Source organism: Leisingera aquaemixtae (assembly GCF_001458395.1).
In the GTDB taxonomy this organism is placed as follows: Bacteria; Pseudomonadota; Alphaproteobacteria; order Rhodobacterales; family Rhodobacteraceae; genus Leisingera; species Leisingera aquaemixtae.
In genome coordinates, this window is record NZ_CYSR01000021.1 from 172271 (window position 1) to 187332 (window position 15062).

The 15062-nt window shown below is 64.4% G+C and carries 14 protein-coding genes; 8 read left to right on the forward strand and 6 right to left on the reverse strand.

From position 1 onward, the window contains the following. Window positions 1-61: 61 nt before the first annotated feature. From PHA8399_RS09365 to rpiA, 6 genes are all read right to left on the reverse strand, one after another. Window positions 62-1501 (reverse strand): Do family serine endopeptidase, encoded by a 1440-nt coding sequence (locus tag PHA8399_RS09365; protein ID WP_244270185.1) that lies wholly within the window; start codon window positions 1499-1501, stop codon window positions 62-64. 291 nt (window positions 1502-1792) lie between these two features. Next, a complete protein-coding gene (locus PHA8399_RS09370) occupies window positions 1793-1987 on the reverse strand; it encodes a DUF2065 family protein (protein WP_058285886.1) in 195 nt (64 codons plus the stop codon). Next, window positions 1987-2868 carry a protease modulator HflC gene (hflC, locus tag PHA8399_RS09375; RefSeq protein ID WP_058285887.1) on the reverse strand — a complete coding sequence of 294 codons (882 nt, stop codon included), beginning with the start codon at window positions 2866-2868 and terminating at the stop codon, window positions 1987-1989. Before hflC ends, PHA8399_RS09370 begins: the two co-directional genes overlap by 1 nt. Continuing rightward, a complete protein-coding gene (gene hflK, locus PHA8399_RS09380) occupies window positions 2868-4016 on the reverse strand; it encodes an FtsH protease activity modulator HflK (RefSeq protein ID WP_058285888.1) in 1149 nt (382 codons plus the stop codon). Before hflK ends, hflC begins: the two co-directional genes overlap by 1 nt. Before the next feature lie 80 nt (window positions 4017-4096). Next, complete coding sequence (gene gor / locus PHA8399_RS09385) at window positions 4097-5452, reverse strand: glutathione-disulfide reductase (protein ID WP_058285889.1); 1356 nt, start codon at window positions 5450-5452, stop codon at window positions 4097-4099. 281 nt (window positions 5453-5733) lie between these two features. Continuing rightward, a complete protein-coding gene (gene rpiA, locus PHA8399_RS09390) occupies window positions 5734-6522 on the reverse strand; it encodes a ribose-5-phosphate isomerase RpiA (protein ID WP_027244357.1) in 789 nt (262 codons plus the stop codon). A 139-nt stretch (window positions 6523-6661) separates the two neighbouring features. Between rpiA and PHA8399_RS09395 the strand changes: the two genes are divergently transcribed. The 8 genes from PHA8399_RS09395 to PHA8399_RS09430 all read left to right on the forward strand — a co-directional run bounded on the left by PHA8399_RS09395 (window position 6662) and on the right by PHA8399_RS09430 (window position 14955). Beyond that, entirely contained in the window at window positions 6662-7438 is a 777-nt protein-coding gene (locus tag PHA8399_RS09395; RefSeq protein WP_058285890.1) for a methyltransferase domain-containing protein, read from the forward strand. A gap of 470 nt (window positions 7439-7908) precedes the next feature. After that, the gene (locus PHA8399_RS09400) at window positions 7909-8400 is read left to right on the forward strand and encodes an Lrp/AsnC family transcriptional regulator (RefSeq protein ID WP_058285891.1); all 492 of its coding nucleotides are present in this window, start codon (window positions 7909-7911) and stop codon (window positions 8398-8400) included. Between the two features lie 160 nt (window positions 8401-8560). After that, a complete protein-coding gene (locus PHA8399_RS09405) occupies window positions 8561-9703 on the forward strand; it encodes a glycine cleavage T C-terminal barrel domain-containing protein (RefSeq protein ID WP_058285892.1) in 1143 nt (380 codons plus the stop codon). Window positions 9704-9726: 23 nt separating this feature from the next. Next, window positions 9727-10176 carry an OsmC family protein gene (locus PHA8399_RS09410; protein ID WP_058285893.1) on the forward strand — a complete coding sequence of 150 codons (450 nt, stop codon included), beginning with the start codon at window positions 9727-9729 and terminating at the stop codon, window positions 10174-10176. Window positions 10177-10199: 23 nt separating this feature from the next. Further along, complete coding sequence (locus tag PHA8399_RS09415; protein ID WP_058285894.1) at window positions 10200-11000, forward strand: enoyl-CoA hydratase; 801 nt, start codon at window positions 10200-10202, stop codon at window positions 10998-11000. A 4-nt stretch (window positions 11001-11004) separates the two neighbouring features. After that, window positions 11005-12639: an acyl-CoA synthetase gene (locus PHA8399_RS09420; protein ID WP_058285895.1), complete on the forward strand. Its 1635-nt coding sequence runs from the start codon at window positions 11005-11007 to the stop codon at window positions 12637-12639. Window positions 12640-12874: 235 nt separating this feature from the next. Further along, window positions 12875-13582 (forward strand): glutathione S-transferase family protein, encoded by a 708-nt coding sequence (locus tag PHA8399_RS09425; RefSeq protein WP_058285896.1) that lies wholly within the window; start codon window positions 12875-12877, stop codon window positions 13580-13582. Further along, entirely contained in the window at window positions 13582-14955 is a 1374-nt protein-coding gene (locus PHA8399_RS09430) for an L-serine ammonia-lyase (RefSeq protein WP_058285897.1), read from the forward strand. Before PHA8399_RS09425 ends, PHA8399_RS09430 begins: the two co-directional genes overlap by 1 nt. The last annotated feature ends 107 nt before the right edge of the window (window positions 14956-15062 follow it).

Sequence of the window (15062 nt, forward strand, 5' to 3'; positions counted from 1 at the left end):
AAACAAAATGGCCGGGCTGATGCCCGGCCATTCCTTGTTCAAGCGGTTCCGCCTCCGGCGGTTACTCCGGCAGGTTCAGCGCCACAAAGCGCGGCTCGCCGCCGCGGCGCACCAGGAGCAGCAGCGACTTGCGGCCTGCCTCCTTGGCTTCCTCGACCCGGGCTTCCAGGTCACTGATCGAGATGACCTTCTGCTGGCCCGCCTCGGTGATCACATCGCCGGCGCGCAGGCCTTTCTCCCAGGCTTCCGAGGTCTCGTCCACCGACAGGATTGCAAGGCCCTCGACCTCTTCCCCGACATTCAGCTCGCTGCGCATCTGCTCGGTCAGCGCGCCGACCGACAACCCCAGCAGCTCCTTCTCGGAGGAATCCGGCTGACCGTCGCCGGTCTGCGGGGCGGCGGGACCGCGTTCCGCATCCTCGCGGCGGCCCAGGGTCACCCGCAGGGTTTCGGTCTTGCCTTCGCGGTAGACCACGACACGCACGGTCTTGCCCACCTCGGCGTTGCCGACCTGTCGCACCAGGCCGCGGGTGTCGCGCACGTCCACGCCGTCAAAGCTGACGATCACATCACCGGCCAGCACGCCCGCGTCCTTGGCCGGGCCGTCCGGCACATCGGTGACCAGCGCGCCGCGCGCCTTGTCCAGCCCGATCGCCTCAGCCAGGTCAGCATCCACATCCTGGATCTTCACACCCAGCCAGCCGCGGCGGGTCTCGCCGAATTCCTTCAGCTGATCGACCACCTTGACCACCACATTGGACGCCATCGAAAAGCCGATGCCGATGGAGCCGCCGTTGGGCGACAGGATCGCGGTGTTCACGCCGACCACGTCGCCATCCATGTTGAACAGCGGCCCGCCGGAGTTGCCCCGGTTGATCGCCGCATCGGTCTGGATGTAGTCGTCATAAGACCCCGACAGCTCGCGGTTGCGGGCCGACACGATGCCCGCCGACAACGAGAACCCCTGCCCCAGCGGGTTGCCCATCGCCACCACCCAGTCGCCGACGCGGGCGGTGTCGCTGTCGCCGAACTTGACGAATTTCAGCGGTGCCGGGGCCTTGACCTTCAACAGTGCGATATCGGTGTTGGGATCGGTGCCGATCACCTCGGCCGGCAGCAAGTCCCTGGGCTGGCCTTCGCCCGGGTAGAACTCGATCTCGATCTCGTCGGCACCCTCGATCACGTGGTTGTTGGTGACGATATAGCCGTCCTCGGAGATCACAAAGCCGGAGCCCAGCGCCGAAGAGCGGCGCGGCCGGCTGCCATTGCCGTTGCGGTCCTGGAACTCGCGGAAGAAATCCTCAAACGGCGAGCCTTCCGGCACGATGCCCTGCGGCCCGGTGCGCCCCTCGACAACGGTGGTGGTGGTGATGTTGACCACCGCCGGGCTCACCCGCTCGGCCAGCGGCGCCAGGCTTTCGGGCCGGGCCATCGCGGATACCGCCTGCATCAGCAGGACCGCCATGCTCAGCACCGCAAGCCAGATCAGGCGCATCGTCATGCCCCTGCTGCCTGCCTGGCCGGAAATTGCAATTGCCTGTGGCTGCACGGAACTACTCCTTGTCCTGTCTAATTCTTCTTTTCCCCCGGCCCGGCGCAAACGCCAGACACGCCCGGGGGAGTCTTATGCACCCAATGTAAGAACTTCCGCCCGGCCCGCAACAAATGTTGCAAGGAATAAAGCGGCTGTGAGCCGGAAATCCGGCCGCAGCCGCAGGCGCAGGCCCTGTTGCTGCCATCCTAACAGGGCAGACCTGAATTTTCGCTGAAATTCTGCGCCCGCCGCGCCGCCTCAAAGCCCAAGCTGGAAGCCCAGCCAGACCAGGATCAGCCCCAGCGCCAGCGCCGCCAGCCCGGCATTGCGGCGCTGCTCCTCGGTCAGCGTGCGCAGCATTTCCAGCAGGCGCTCGACAAGCGAAGGGGCCAGTGCGTACACCAGCCCCTCTGCAATCAGCACCAGCCCGAGGGCCAGCAGGACGAACCCCATCACTGCACCAAGGGCTTGCCGTCAGACGATTTCAGGTAGTTGAAGAAATCGGAATCCGGCGACAGCACCATGGAGGAGTTGCTCCCCTGCAGCGCGCCCACATAGGCGTTGAGGCTGCGGTAGAACTCAAAGAACTCCGGATCGGCGCCATAGGCAGTGGCAAAGATGCCGTTGCGCTCGGCGTCCGCCTCACCGCGGATCACCTCGGCCTCGCGCTCGGCTTCGGACACCAGCTCGACCTCGGTCCGGTCGGCCTGGGCGCGCACCCGCTGCGCCGCCTCTTCACCGCGGGCGATCTCGTCCGCCGCTTCCCGCTCGCGCTCGGCGCGCATCCGGGCAAAGGTGGCTTCCAGGTTGGCCTGCGGCAGGTCGGTGCGCTTCAGCCGCACGTCGATCACTTCCAGACCCAGCTGGCGGGCCTGGGTGATCGCGCCGTTGCGGATCCGCAGCATCAGCGCCGCCCGGTCCGACGACAGGATGTCGTTGGAGCTGACCGAACCCAGCACCTCACGGGTCTGGGCGCGCATGATCTTGTCCAAGCGCTGCTCGCCGGCACCGATGCCGCCGCCGCCAACCGCCTGGCGGAAGGTTTCCACATTAGCGATCCGGTAGCGCGCGAAGGCGTCCACGATCAGGCGGCGGTCGTCCAGCGGAGTGACCTCCAGCGGGCCGACTTCGAGGCTCAGGATTCGGTCATCGTAACGCACGACATTGTCGATAACCGGCAGTTTGAAGGCCAGACCCGGGGTTTCCTTGATGTCGACAACCCGGCCAAAGCGCAGCACCAGCGCCTTTTGCCGTTCGTCCACGATGAAGACCGCCGACAGCACAGCAATCGCCGCAACCACCAGAACCGGCAGAAGAAGAGTAGATTTCCGCATCAGTTTTCCTCCGTCCGGCGCAGTTCATTGAGCGGCAGATACGGCACGACAGCCTGCCCGCCTTCGCCGGTGGTGTCATCCAGGATGATCTTGTCGACACCGCTCAGCACTTGCTCCATGGTCTCCAGGTACAGGCGCTTGCGGGTCACTTCCGGCGCTTTCTGGTATTCCTCCAGAACCGCGCTGAAGCGGCTCGCCTCACCCTGGGCTTCGTTCACCACCTGGGCGCGGTAGGCCTCGGCCTCTTCCAGCGTCTGCGCGGCCTGGCCGCGGGCACCTGCCAGCTTGCGGTTGGCATAAGCATCAGCCTGCTTTTCCAGCCGGTCGCGTTCTTGGCCTGCCGACTGCACTTCGCGGAAGGCGTCCTTCACCGGTTCTGGCGGATCGGCACCGTCAAAGTTCACCCGCACGATATTCACGCCGCTGTTGTAGCTGTCCAGCGTGGTCTGGATCAGCTCTTCCAGACGGGCGGTGATCGCGCCGCGGTCGCGGTTCAGGATCGGTGCCAGTTCGGACTGGGCGATGATCTCGCGCATGGCCGATTCCGACACCGCGTTGATGGTGGTGCGCGGGTTGGCCAGGTTGAACAGGTATTTCGCCGGATCGGAGATGTTCCAGACCACCTGGAAATCCACGTCGATGATGTTTTCATCGCCGGTCAGCATCAGACCCGCCTCGCCGCCGCGCGAGCCGGCGCCGATGTTCTCGGTCTGCTCGACCCGCACCGGGATCACCTCATAGGTGACCACCGGCCAGGGGGCAAAGTTCAGACCCGGCTGGCCGGTGTCCGAATACTTGCCCAGGAACAGTTCCACCGACTGCTCTTCCGGCTTGACGGTATAGATGCTGGCAAAGCCCCACAGGACCACAGCGGCAACAGCCGCCAGGCCCAGCGTGCCCTTGGTGAACAGCGGCGCGCCGCCGCCGGGTCCGCCGCGCCCGCCACGGCCGCCGCCGCCGCCGCGTCCGCCCATCAGCACGCGCAGCTGCTCCTGGCCTTTCTTCACCAGCTCGTCGATTTCGGGAATCTGGGGATCTTCCGGCTTGCGGCCGCCGCCGCCATTCTTACCGCCGTTGTTGCCCCGGTTGCCTCCTCCGCCGCCGGAGGAGCCGCCGCCCCCCCATGGGCCACCGCTATTGCCCGCCATTTGTCTCCTATCCGTTTGCTGCCGCCCGTGATCTTTCACGACAGGCGGCATGTGGTGTCAGTTATTGCCGGCGCCGCGTCTTATCTTGAGCGCACCGGAGTCTTCAGCGTTACCAACTCTTCCGACATTGTCGGATGCACCGCAACCGTGCGGTCGAAATCTTCCTTGGTTGCACCCATCTTTACGGCGATTCCGGCCAGCTGGATCATCTCTCCCGCACCGGGTGCGACGATATGGCAGCCCAGCACCTTGCGGGTTTCCTTGCTGACGATCAGCTTCATCAGCACCCGCTGCGCCCGGCCGGCAAAGGCCTGCTGCATCGGTTTGAAGGACGTCGCGTAGACCTCAATCGGCTCCCGCTCGCCTGCCTCCTCCTCGCTCAGCCCGATGGTGCCCATCTCCGGCTGGGTGAAAATCGCGGTCGGGATCAGCTCGTGATCGGGGCTGGTCGGGTTGCCCTTGAACACCGTCTCGACAAAAGCCATCGCCTCGCGGATCGCCACCGGCGTCAGCGCCACCCGGTCGGTCACATCGCCGATCGCATAGACCGAGGGAACCGAAGTCTGGCTGTATTCATCCACGACGATCTCGCCCTTGCGGCCGCGCTCCACGCCGATCTCCTCCAGGCCCAGATTATCCGCATTCGGGTTGCGGCCGGTGGCATACATCACCTTGTCGAACAGCCGTTCCTGCCCGTTGGTCGACTTGACCCGGATCTTGTCCCCGTCCCGGCGCATCTCCAGCACGTTGGTGCCCAGATGCACATCAATGCCCGCCTGGCACATTTCCTCGGAGATCAGCCCGCGCGCCTCGTCGTCAAAGCCGCGCAGGATCTGCGCGCCGCGGTAGTACTGGGTGGTCTCGACGCCCAGCCCGTTCATGATGCCCGCGAACTCGCAGGCGATATAGCCGCCGCCGACGATCAGCAGGCTTTCGGGCAGCTTGTCCAGGGTGAACATCTCGTTCGAGGTGATAGCCAGTTCCGAGCCCGGGAAGTCCGGCACCGACGGCCAGCCGCCGGTGGCGATCAGGATATGCTTGGCGGTCTTGCGGGTGCCGTCGGCCAGTTCCACCGTGTGGGCATCGGCCAGCTTGGCGCGCTGGTCGAAACTGTCGACGCCGTTGTTCTTCAGGATATTGCGGTAGACGCCTTCCAGCCGGTCCAGCTCCGCGTGCAGCTTGCCCCTGAAGGTCTCCCAGTTGAAGGCGCCGGGCTGAATGTCCCAGCCATAGGCCCGGGCGTCCTCCACCATGCCGGCGTATTCGGAGGCAAACACCATCAGCTTTTTCGGCACGCAGCCGCGGATCACGCAAGTGCCGCCATAGCGGTCTTCCTCTGCCAGCGCCACCTTGGCGCCTTCCTGCGCCGCGACGCGGGCAGCCCGCACCCCGCCGGAACCGCCGCCGATGACAAACAGATCGTAATCAAAGCTCATGAATATCCGCCCTTTGCATGTCCTGTGCTGGTATCCCACAACGGAGCACCAAACGCCATATGCCCAAGTGGGCGTTATTGCGCCGCTTTCAACCTTTTGGCGCGGATTCACGCGGGGTTGTGAAGCGGGATGGCCAGTTCAGCACCCGAGCCGGCAGCCAGCCCGCGCCCGCCCGGCAGCGCCGCGCCGCCGGGACAAATGCAAAACGCCCGCCCCGGCAGCTGCGGGACGGGCGCGGCCCGGCCTGACGGCCGGGTGCCAAGCTCACACTGAGCCGCAGCTTAATCGTGCAGGTCGGTGAACAGGTTGTCTGTGTCGACAAACTCCAGCTTGTCCTTCTCGACAGTGCCCTCGTTGATGTCGCGCACCTCGACCCGGCCGTCGCCATAGCCGATCACCACGGTGTCGCAGATGTCGATGAACAGCCCGTTCTCGATCACGCCGGGGATCTGGTTCAGCACCAGCGCCAGCTGGCGGGCGTTGCCGATGCGGTGCAGATGCAGGTCCAGGATATAATTGCCCTCGTCGGTCACAAACGGCACATCGCCGTTCATCCGCAGTGTGGTGCTGCGGCCCATCACGTCCATCGACACCAGGGTTTCCTCGATCAGCGCCTGGCTGCTCTGCCAGCCAAAGCGCAGCACCTCCACCGGCAGCGGGAAGGCGCCCAGGGTCTCGACCGATTTGCTGGCATCGGCAATCACCACCATCTGATCCGACGCTGTGGCGACGATCTTCTCCTGCAGATGCGCGCCGCCGCCGCCCTTGATCAGGTTCAGGTCGGCATCGAACTCATCGGCGCCGTCGATGGTCATGTCCAGCCATTTGGCCTCGTCCAGCGACACCACGTTGATGCCCACATCGCGGGCCAGCGCGGCGGTGCGCGACGAGGTCGGCACGGCGGTGATCTTCAGCCCGTCCTTCTGCACCATCTCGCCCAGGCAGCGCACCAGCCAGGCCGCGGTGGAGCCGGTGCCGAGGCCGACCCGCATTCCGTCCTCCACCATTTCGGCCGCCCGCTTGGCAGCTACGAATTTCGCCTTGTCGATGGGCGACAGTTCTCCGGTCATGTGTTCGGCTCCGTGAAACGCGTTTGCCGCGGTTATAGGCAGTTTGCCGCCCGGGTGCGAGAGGGCTTTTGCACCGCCCCAAAAGTGGAAACCGCGCCATTCCGGCCTATAGGTTAACTATTTAAGGGGGACCGAAGTCATGCTGCAATTCGACGAGGAAACCACCCGCGTGCTGGAGGACGCCTATCAGGGCGCCGACATCTCCCGGCGGCGGCGCGCCAGTTTCGATGCGCTGGCGCCGCAGCCGGGCGACCGGATCCTGGATCTGGGCTGCGGCAACGGCCTGCTGACAGCGGAACTCGCCCGCGCCACCGGCCCCGCAGGCCATGTCACCGGACTGGACGCCAGCCCCGACATGCTGGCCGCCGCGCGCCAGCGGCTGCAGGGGCGCAGCAACACCACCCTGACCGAAAGCGATGCCGCCAGCCTGCCGTTTAAGCCGGAAAGCTTCGACAAGGCGGTGTCGGTGCAGGTGTTCGAATACATCACCAGCCGCCGCCCGGTGCTGCGCGCCCTCTATTACGTGCTGAAGCCGGACGGCCGCCTGGTGATCGGAGATATACACTTCGACACCTTCGCCTGGCACAGCGACAACCGCGCCCGGATGCAGCGGTTCATGGATATCTGGGACAGCCACCTGGCCGAACGCGCGGTGCCTGCCCGCTTGCCGGAGGAACTGCGCGACTGCGGTTTTGCCCTCGAATCGATGCGGCCCGTCACCCTCTGCGATACCAGCCTGCGCCCCGACGGCCTGGCGGCGGTGATGATCCGCCTGATCCGCGCCTATGCGGTGCAGACAGGGGCCACCGACGAAGACGACGCCGCCGCCTGGGCGCAGGAGCAGGAGGAGCTGGCGCAAGAGGGCCGGTTCTTCTTCTCCCTCACCCATTTCGTCTGCACCGCCCGGCGGATCTGACCCGGCATGCGCTGCCCAGGGCAACGGCCAGCCCCCTGCGTCAAGCCCCCCTGTCCCGATCCGGCCGCGCCCCGCGGCATTTCTGAACGCCTGCGTTGCGGGACTAAGTGAAAATTCGCTGCAAGCTGCCTCAAAGGCGGCAAACTGCGCATTTTGCCTGCGGCGATCCGCTGGAAGGGCGGTTTCCGGACCTTCACCGCACCTTTTGGCGGCAGTCGATAGGCCGGTTAAGCCGGTTTTCAGAACAGTCAGCTGCGGCGCGCCCCGGATTTCTTATGCCTGGATTTGACCATGACGCAGCGGCCGTTGGTTTTACAGGTTTCATGCAATACGCTCTTTCGCAGCTTTCTCCAGAGGACAGCCGGTGGCCTGCGCGCCAAACCAGCCTTGCTGGAGCAAGATGTAGCTTCCGGGTTCTTGGCGGTGATTGTATTGGACCGCCAAACCCTTGCTTTGAAAGGCCCTGATGCATGGACAAGTTCAGCCTCGATGCGACCGATATCCGCATCCTCAGTGCAGTCCAGAAACACGGCCAGCTGAGCAAAACCAAGCTGGCGGAAATCGTCAACTTGTCGCCAACCCCGTGCTGGGCCCGCCTTGCGAAATTGAAGGCAGCCGGGTTCATACGCGGCTATCACGCCGACATTGCGCTCGACCGGGTCTGCGATTTCACGCAGGTTATCGTGACGGTCTCGCTGACCCATCACCGCAAGTCTGATTTTGACCGTTTCGAGGGCCATATCCGGAAGCTGGACGCGGTCACCGAATGCATCGCCACAGGCGGTGGCATGGATTACGTCCTGAAGGTCTTCACCCCGAGCCTGGCAGCCTTTCAGGAACTGATGGAAACCCTGCTGGCGGTCGAACTGGGGATTGACCGCTACATGACCTACATCGTGACGCGCCACGTCAAATCCGCCCAGCCGAATCTCTCCGGCCTGACGGCCAGGCCGGGCAAATGACGGACCCCGCCTGAACGGTCTGCCAGCCCGCCGGCATCAGCCCATTCGGGCTTTCCGCAGCTTGTTTTCAGTCCGCTCCCGGCCTGACTGCGGGGGTAATCCTTCACCCAGTTCAAACAGGCCGCGGCTGATCGGGCCGCCGGTGAAAAGGGTGAAAGACATGACGCAATCAGACGGCTTCGGGTTCGGCACACAGATCCGCAAATCCCCCTATTTCGACGCCACTGTCCGCTGGGGCGCCAAGGGGTTTTCGGTGTACAACCACATGTACATCCCGCGCGATTTCGGCGATCCGGAGCAGAACTTCTGGAACCTGGTGAACGATGCGATCCTGTGCGACGTGGCGGTCGAGCGCCAGGTGGAGATCACCGGCCCGGATGCGGCGGAGTTCGTGCAGATGCTCACACCGCGCGACCTGTCGAAAATGGCCGTTGGCCAGTGCAAATACATCCTGATCACCAATGCCGACGGCGGCATTCTGAACGACCCGATCCTGCTGCGGCTGGCGGAAAACCACTTCTGGATCTCGCTGGCGGACAGCGACATCCTGCTGTGGGCGCAAGGCGTGGCGGTGCATTCCGGCATGGATGTCTCCCTCTGCGAACCTGATGTGTCGCCGCTGCAGCTGCAAGGCCCGAAGTCCGGCGAGATCATGCGCGCGCTGTTCGGCGACAGCATCATGGACCTGAAATACTACTGGCTGCGCGAGGTTGATCTGGACGGCATTCCGCTGATCGTGTCGCGCACCGGGTGGTCCAGCGAGCTGGGCTATGAGCTGTACCTGCAGGACGGGTCGCGCGGCGGCGAGCTGTGGGAAAAAATCATGGCGGCGGGCCAGCCCTTTGGCCTGCAGCCGGGCCACACCTCCTCGATCCGGCGGATCGAAGGCGGCATGCTGTCCTATCACGCTGATGCCGACATCCACACCAACCCCTTTGAGCTCGGGTTTGACCGGCTGGTGGATCTCGGCATGGAAGCCGGTTTCATCGGCAAGGAAGCTCTGCGCCGCATCAAGGAGAAAGGTGTCAGCCGCAAACAGGTAGGGCTGGTTATCGAGTGTGAACCGCTGAAAGGCCCCAACACCACCTTCTGGCCGATCACCAAAGATGGCGGCACCGTCGGCAAGGTGACTTCGGCCGTCTACTCGCCGCGCCTTGAGAAGAACATCGCACTGGCGATGGTCTCGGCAGGGAGTTCTGAACTGGGCACCGAAGTCGAAGTGAAGACTGCCAGCGGCCCGGCAAAGGCCACAATTGTCGAAATCCCCTTCTACGACCCCAAAAAATCGCTCGCAGCAAGCTAACGCCAGAACGAGGACTTACGGAAATGTCGGATATTTCGATCGATCTGCACTGGCATCGCATTGAGCCTGAGCTCAAGCCCGGCGCCTACACGGCCGAGCATACCGTTCAGCTCAACAACGGCTACGACGTGCAAGTGGACGCCGCCCCCGATTATGGCGGCGACCCCAGCTGCACCAATCCCGAGCAGGCGCTGGCCTCGGCGCTGTCCAGCTGTCACATGCTGACCTTTCTTGCTCTGGCCGCCAAGGCCGGCTGGCCGGTGGCCAGCTACCATGATCATGTGGTGGCGCATCTGGGCAAGAACCCGAAGGGCAAGATGTCGGTGAACCGCTTGGATATGCACCCGGTGGTGCGTTTCGACACCGGCTTTCAGGTCAATGATGCGGAACTGGCGCAAATGCAGGACCGGGCGCACCGGTACTGTTTCATCGCCAATACACTGGCTGACTTCGTCGAGATCAACGTTCACTGACCCTCAAAACAGGAGAGAGCCCCGTGCAAGACACCGATATCCTGCTGCGCGATCTGGATGACGCCGGCATCTTGCGTCTGACCCTGAACGATGCCGGGCGGCGCAATGCCCTGTCCGAAGCGATGCTGGCGGCACTGGCTGCAGCCTTTGCCGAAGCGGGGGAAAACCCGCAGGTGCGCGTTGTCATCCTGGCGGCAAACGGCCCGGCCTTTTGCGCCGGGCATGATCTGAAAGAGATGACCGCCGGACGCGCGGCTGCGGACGGCGGGCGGGCCTATTTTGCCAAGGTGATGGCGATGTGCTCTGCCACCATGCAGGCGATTGTGAACTGCCCCAAACCAGTGATTGCCGAGGTCACGGGGATCGCCACTGCGGCGGGCTGCCAACTGGTGGCCAGCTGTGACCTGGCCGTTGCGGCGGATACCGCGCAGTTCAGCACACCGGGGGTGCATATCGGCCTGTTCTGCTCGACGCCGATGGTGGCCCTGTCGCGCAATGTCACCAGCAAGCATGCAATAGAAATGCTGCTGACCGGCGACATGACCCCGGCCCGGCGGGCAGAGGAGATCGGCCTGATCAACCGCGCCGTTCCGCCCGCAGGGCTGCGGGAGGCCACGATGGAAATGGCCCGCAAGATCGCGTCCAAGTCGGTGATGACCCTGGCCACCGGCAAACGCGCCTTTTATGCGCAGCGGGAAATGCCCCTGACCGACGCCTATACCTATGCTTCAGGTGTGATGGTGGACAACATGCTCGCCCGCGATGCCGAAGAGGGCATCAGCGCCTTCCTCGAAAAACGCAGCCCCCAATGGCAGGATCACTAAGATCATGACGGACAACCTGTACAACACCGGTCTGGACCGCACCCCCGCGAACTATCAGCCGCTGACACCGCTGACCTTCCTGGAACGCGCCGCCAGCGTCTTTCCGGACCGCACGGCCATCGTGCATGGGACCCTGCGGCGCAACTATGCAGAGTTTTACGCGCGCTCGCGGCGGCTTGCTTCTGCCCTGGCCAAGAACGGCATCACCCGCGGCGACACCGTGTCGGCGCTGCTGCCCAACACGCCGGCGATGCTGGAGTGCCATTACGGCGTGCCGATGTGCGGCGCAGTGCTGCACTCAATCAACACCCGCCTGGATGCGGCGGTGATCGCGTTTCAGCTTGACCACGCGATGTCGAAGCTGGTGATCGTCGACAGCGAATTCATGCCGCTGATGCAGGAGGCGCTGGCGCTTGCCAAAGTGTCGCCGGTCCTGATTCAGTACGGCGATCCTGAGTATGACGGCGCGAAGACAGACGTGGAGGCCGCTGACTACGAGGTGTTCCTGACCCGCGGCAACCCCGATTTCAACTGGCTGATGCCGGAAGACGAATGGGATGCGATCTCGATCAACTACACCTCCGGCACCACCGGCGACCCCAAGGGCGTGGTCTCGCACCACCGGGGCGCCTATCTGCTGGCGCAGGGCAACGCGCTAACCACCTCGATGCAGAAACACGCGGTCTATCTCTGGACCCTGCCGATGTTCCACTGCAACGGCTGGTGTTTCCCCTGGACTTTGTCCGCCATCGCCGGCACCCATGTGTGTCTGCGGCAGGTGCGGGCAGAACCGATCTGGAACGCTCTTGCAGACGAGGGGGTAACCCACCTGTGCGGCGCCCCCATCGTGATGTCGCTGCTGATCTCGGCACCGGAGGAGGCGAAACGCGATCTCGCCGAGCAAGTGCAGTTCTTCACCGCCGCCGCGCCGCCGCCCGAAAGCCTGCTGGCCGGGATGAAGGCCGCAGGCTTCGACGTGACCCATCTGTACGGGCTGACGGAAACCTACGGTCCTGCGGTGGTCAATGACTGGCACAGCGGCTGGTCGGATCTGCCGCCTGCCGAACAGGCCGCACTGAAGGCGCGCCAGGGCGTGCGCTACCTGCCGCTGGAACAGCTGGATGTGCTGGACCCGGAGACGATGCGGCCGGTACCGCGCGACGGCCAGACCATGGGCGAGGTCATGTTCCGCGGCAATGTCGTGATGAAGGGCTATTTCCGCAATCCCAAGGCCACTGAGGAGGCCTTTGCCAGCGGCTGGTTCCACTCCGGCGATCTGGGTGTCATGCACCCCGACGGCTATATCCAGCTCAAGGACCGGTCCAAAGACATCATCATCTCGGGCGGCGAGAACATCTCCTCGATCGAGGTCGAAGAGGCGCTTTACCGCCACCCTGCGGTTGCGGTGGCTGCTGTGGTGGCAATGCCGCATGAAAAATGGGGTGAAACCCCCTGTGCCTTTGTCGAACTGGCGAAGGGGCACGAGGCGGACGCAGAAACCTTGCGCAGCTGGTGCCGCGACCACCTTGCGCCTTACAAAGTCCCCGGGAAGTTTATCTTCACGGCCATCCCAAGAACTTCAACCGGGAAGATCCAGAAATTCACCCTGCGCGAGCAGGCAAGGGAAATCGCGTCCTGACCAGGGGCGCAGAACTTCGGCCAATGGCGGCTTTACACAGTTCCTACGCGTTCATTTCTCGCGCAGCATCAGGTACTCTCGGGCTCTGAACACCCTTTTACCGCGTTGGGCCTGAACGGCTTCTTTCCGCCGCTTCAGGCCCCGCCTGCCAAACATGCATCACAAAGGCGGGTTTCCTATTGGAAACGCCGGAAACGGACACATATTCCGCACGTCTGCGTCATAATACTGCGTCATGAAACCCGAGTACCGCCTGCACTACGCCCCCGACAATGCCTCACTGGTCATCCGGCTGGTGCTGGAGGAGCTTGGCCAGCCCTATGAAACCCTGCTGGTCGACCGCAGGGCCGAGGCGCAGAACAGCCCCGCCTACCGGGCGCTGAACCCGAACGGGCTGATCCCGGTGCTGGAAACCCCGGACGGGCCGCTGTTTGAAACCGCCGCCATCCTCCTGTGGCTGTCCGAACGCCACGGCGCGATGGCGCCGCAGCCCGGCAGCGCGGACCGCGCCGCCTTCCTGAAATGGCTGGTCTTTGTCTCCAACACCCTGCACGCCGACCTGCGGATGCTGTTCTACCCGGAGAAATACATCGGCCCGGAGCAGGCGCATAAGGCGCAGCTGCAAACCGTGCTGCGCCAGCGGCTGCACCAGCATCTGACCAACCTCGATCAGGCCGCCGCCGCCCGACCCGCTTGGCTTGGTGCGCCGCAGCCCTCGGTTCTGGACTATTACCTGGCTTGCCAGATACGCTGGATGGCGCTCTACCCTGCGCAGGCCGACAAATCCTGGTTCACCCTGGCCCATTACCCCAGCCTGCAGCGCCTCTGCGCCGCACTGGAACACCGTCCCGCCGTTGCCGTGTCGCGCGAGGCCGAGGGCCTCGGCGCCACCCCGTTCACATCTCCGGCCTACGCCAATCCCCCAGAAGGATCAGCCACCTGATGTTCCTCTCCGTTTTCGACATGTTCAAGGTGGGCATCGGCCCGTCGTCCTCCCACACCATGGGGCCGATGGTTGCCGCCGCGCGCTTCCTCGACATGATGCGCGCCTCGCCCTTTGAATTCCACGGGTTGCGCGCCTCGCTGCACGGCTCGCTTGCCTTCACCGGCGTCGGCCACGCCACCGACCGCGCCACCATCCTCGGCCTCGGCGGCTTTGTTGCCCATGACTACGATGACGAGAAGGCAGAGGCCTTCCTGGCGGAGCTGAACAAGACCCATAAGATGCACCCCGAGGGGCTGGGCGAACTGCATTTTGACCCCAAGGCCGACATGATCTTCGACTATGATCACGCGCTGCCGGGCCATGCCAACGGCATGATCCTGATGGCCACCGATGCCCAGGGCGATGTGATCCTGAAACAGGTGTTCTACTCGATCGGCGGCGGTTTTGTCGTCACCGAGGAGGAACTGGCCGCAGGCAAGGCGACCGACGAGGGCGACCCGGTGCCCTACCCGTTCAAATCCGCCGCCGAAATGCTGGAGATGGCCAAGGCCAGCGGCAAGTCGATCGCCGAGATGAAGCGCGCCAACGAGATTTCCCGCGGCTGCTCCGAGAGCCTCGCCAAGGGCACCGCCCGGATCTGGCAGGTGATGAACGACTGCATCAACCGCGGGCTGGAGCGCGACGGCATCCTGCCCGGCGGCCTCAAGGTGCGCCGCCGGGCCAAGGGCATCTATGACGCGCTGATGGCGGAACGCGGCCTGAACCAGACCGCGCCGCACACCATCAACGACTGGATGAGCGTCTACGCGATGGCGGTGAACGAAGAGAACGCGGCCGGCGGCCAGGTCGTGACCGCCCCCACCAACGGCGCCGCAGGCACCCTGCCCGCGGTGATCCGCTACTACCTCGACCATGTTCCGGGCGCGTCTGAGGCCCATGTCGAGGACTTCCTGCTGACCGCCGCCGCAATTGCCGGCCTGGTCAAGTACAACGCGTCTATCTCTGGCGCCGAGGCCGGCTGCCAGGCAGAGGTCGGCTCTGCCGCCGCGATGTCCGCCGCGGGCCTCTGCGCGGTGATGGGCGGCACGCCCGAACAGGTGGAAAACGCCGCCGAGATCGCATTGGAGCATCACCTGGGCATGACCTGCGATCCCGTAAAGGGGCTGGTGCAGGTCCCCTGCATCGAACGCAACGGTCTGGCGGCAATCAAGGCGGTCTCCGCCGCGTCTCTTGCCTTGCGCGGCGACGGCCAGCACTTCGTGCCGCTGGACGCCTGCATCGAGACCATGCGCCAGACCGGCGCCGACATGCATGACAAGTACAAGGAAACCTCGCTCGGCGGCCTGGCGGTGAACGTGCCGAACTGCTGAGTTTTCCCGCTTTCCTGCAAGGTTAGCTCTACACAAGGCCCGGGCCTGACCTTGGGAAGGTGCGAATGCGCCTTCCCGAGGGGAGTGAAGGCCGTCTCGGAAACACT

Excerpts from the sequence above, each read along its gene's own strand:
- PHA8399_RS09365 (WP_244270185.1), bottom strand. The coding sequence starts at position 1,501 with ATGACGATGCGCCTGATCTGGCTTGCGGTGCTGAGCATGGCGGTCCTG.
- PHA8399_RS09370 (WP_058285886.1), bottom strand. The coding sequence starts at position 1,987 with ATGGGGTTCGTCCTGCTGGCCCTCGGGCTGGTGCTGATTGCAGAGGGG.
- PHA8399_RS09420 (WP_058285895.1), top strand. The coding sequence starts at position 11,005 with ATGACGGACAACCTGTACAACACCGGTCTGGACCGCACCCCCGCGAAC.
- hflK (WP_058285888.1), bottom strand. The coding sequence starts at position 4,016 with ATGGCGGGCAATAGCGGTGGCCCATGGGGGGGCGGCGGCTCCTCCGGC.
- PHA8399_RS09425 (WP_058285896.1), top strand. The coding sequence starts at position 12,875 with ATGAAACCCGAGTACCGCCTGCACTACGCCCCCGACAATGCCTCACTG.
- PHA8399_RS09430 (WP_058285897.1), top strand. The coding sequence starts at position 13,582 with ATGTTCCTCTCCGTTTTCGACATGTTCAAGGTGGGCATCGGCCCGTCG.
- hflC (WP_058285887.1), bottom strand. The coding sequence starts at position 2,868 with ATGCGGAAATCTACTCTTCTTCTGCCGGTTCTGGTGGTTGCGGCGATT.
- PHA8399_RS09405 (WP_058285892.1), top strand. The coding sequence starts at position 8,561 with ATGACGCAATCAGACGGCTTCGGGTTCGGCACACAGATCCGCAAATCC.
- PHA8399_RS09395 (WP_058285890.1), top strand. The coding sequence starts at position 6,662 with ATGCTGCAATTCGACGAGGAAACCACCCGCGTGCTGGAGGACGCCTAT.
- gor (WP_058285889.1), bottom strand. The coding sequence starts at position 5,452 with ATGAGCTTTGATTACGATCTGTTTGTCATCGGCGGCGGTTCCGGCGGG.
- PHA8399_RS09400 (WP_058285891.1), top strand. The coding sequence starts at position 7,909 with ATGGACAAGTTCAGCCTCGATGCGACCGATATCCGCATCCTCAGTGCA.
- rpiA (WP_027244357.1), bottom strand. The coding sequence starts at position 6,522 with ATGACCGGAGAACTGTCGCCCATCGACAAGGCGAAATTCGTAGCTGCC.
- PHA8399_RS09410 (WP_058285893.1), top strand. The coding sequence starts at position 9,727 with ATGTCGGATATTTCGATCGATCTGCACTGGCATCGCATTGAGCCTGAG.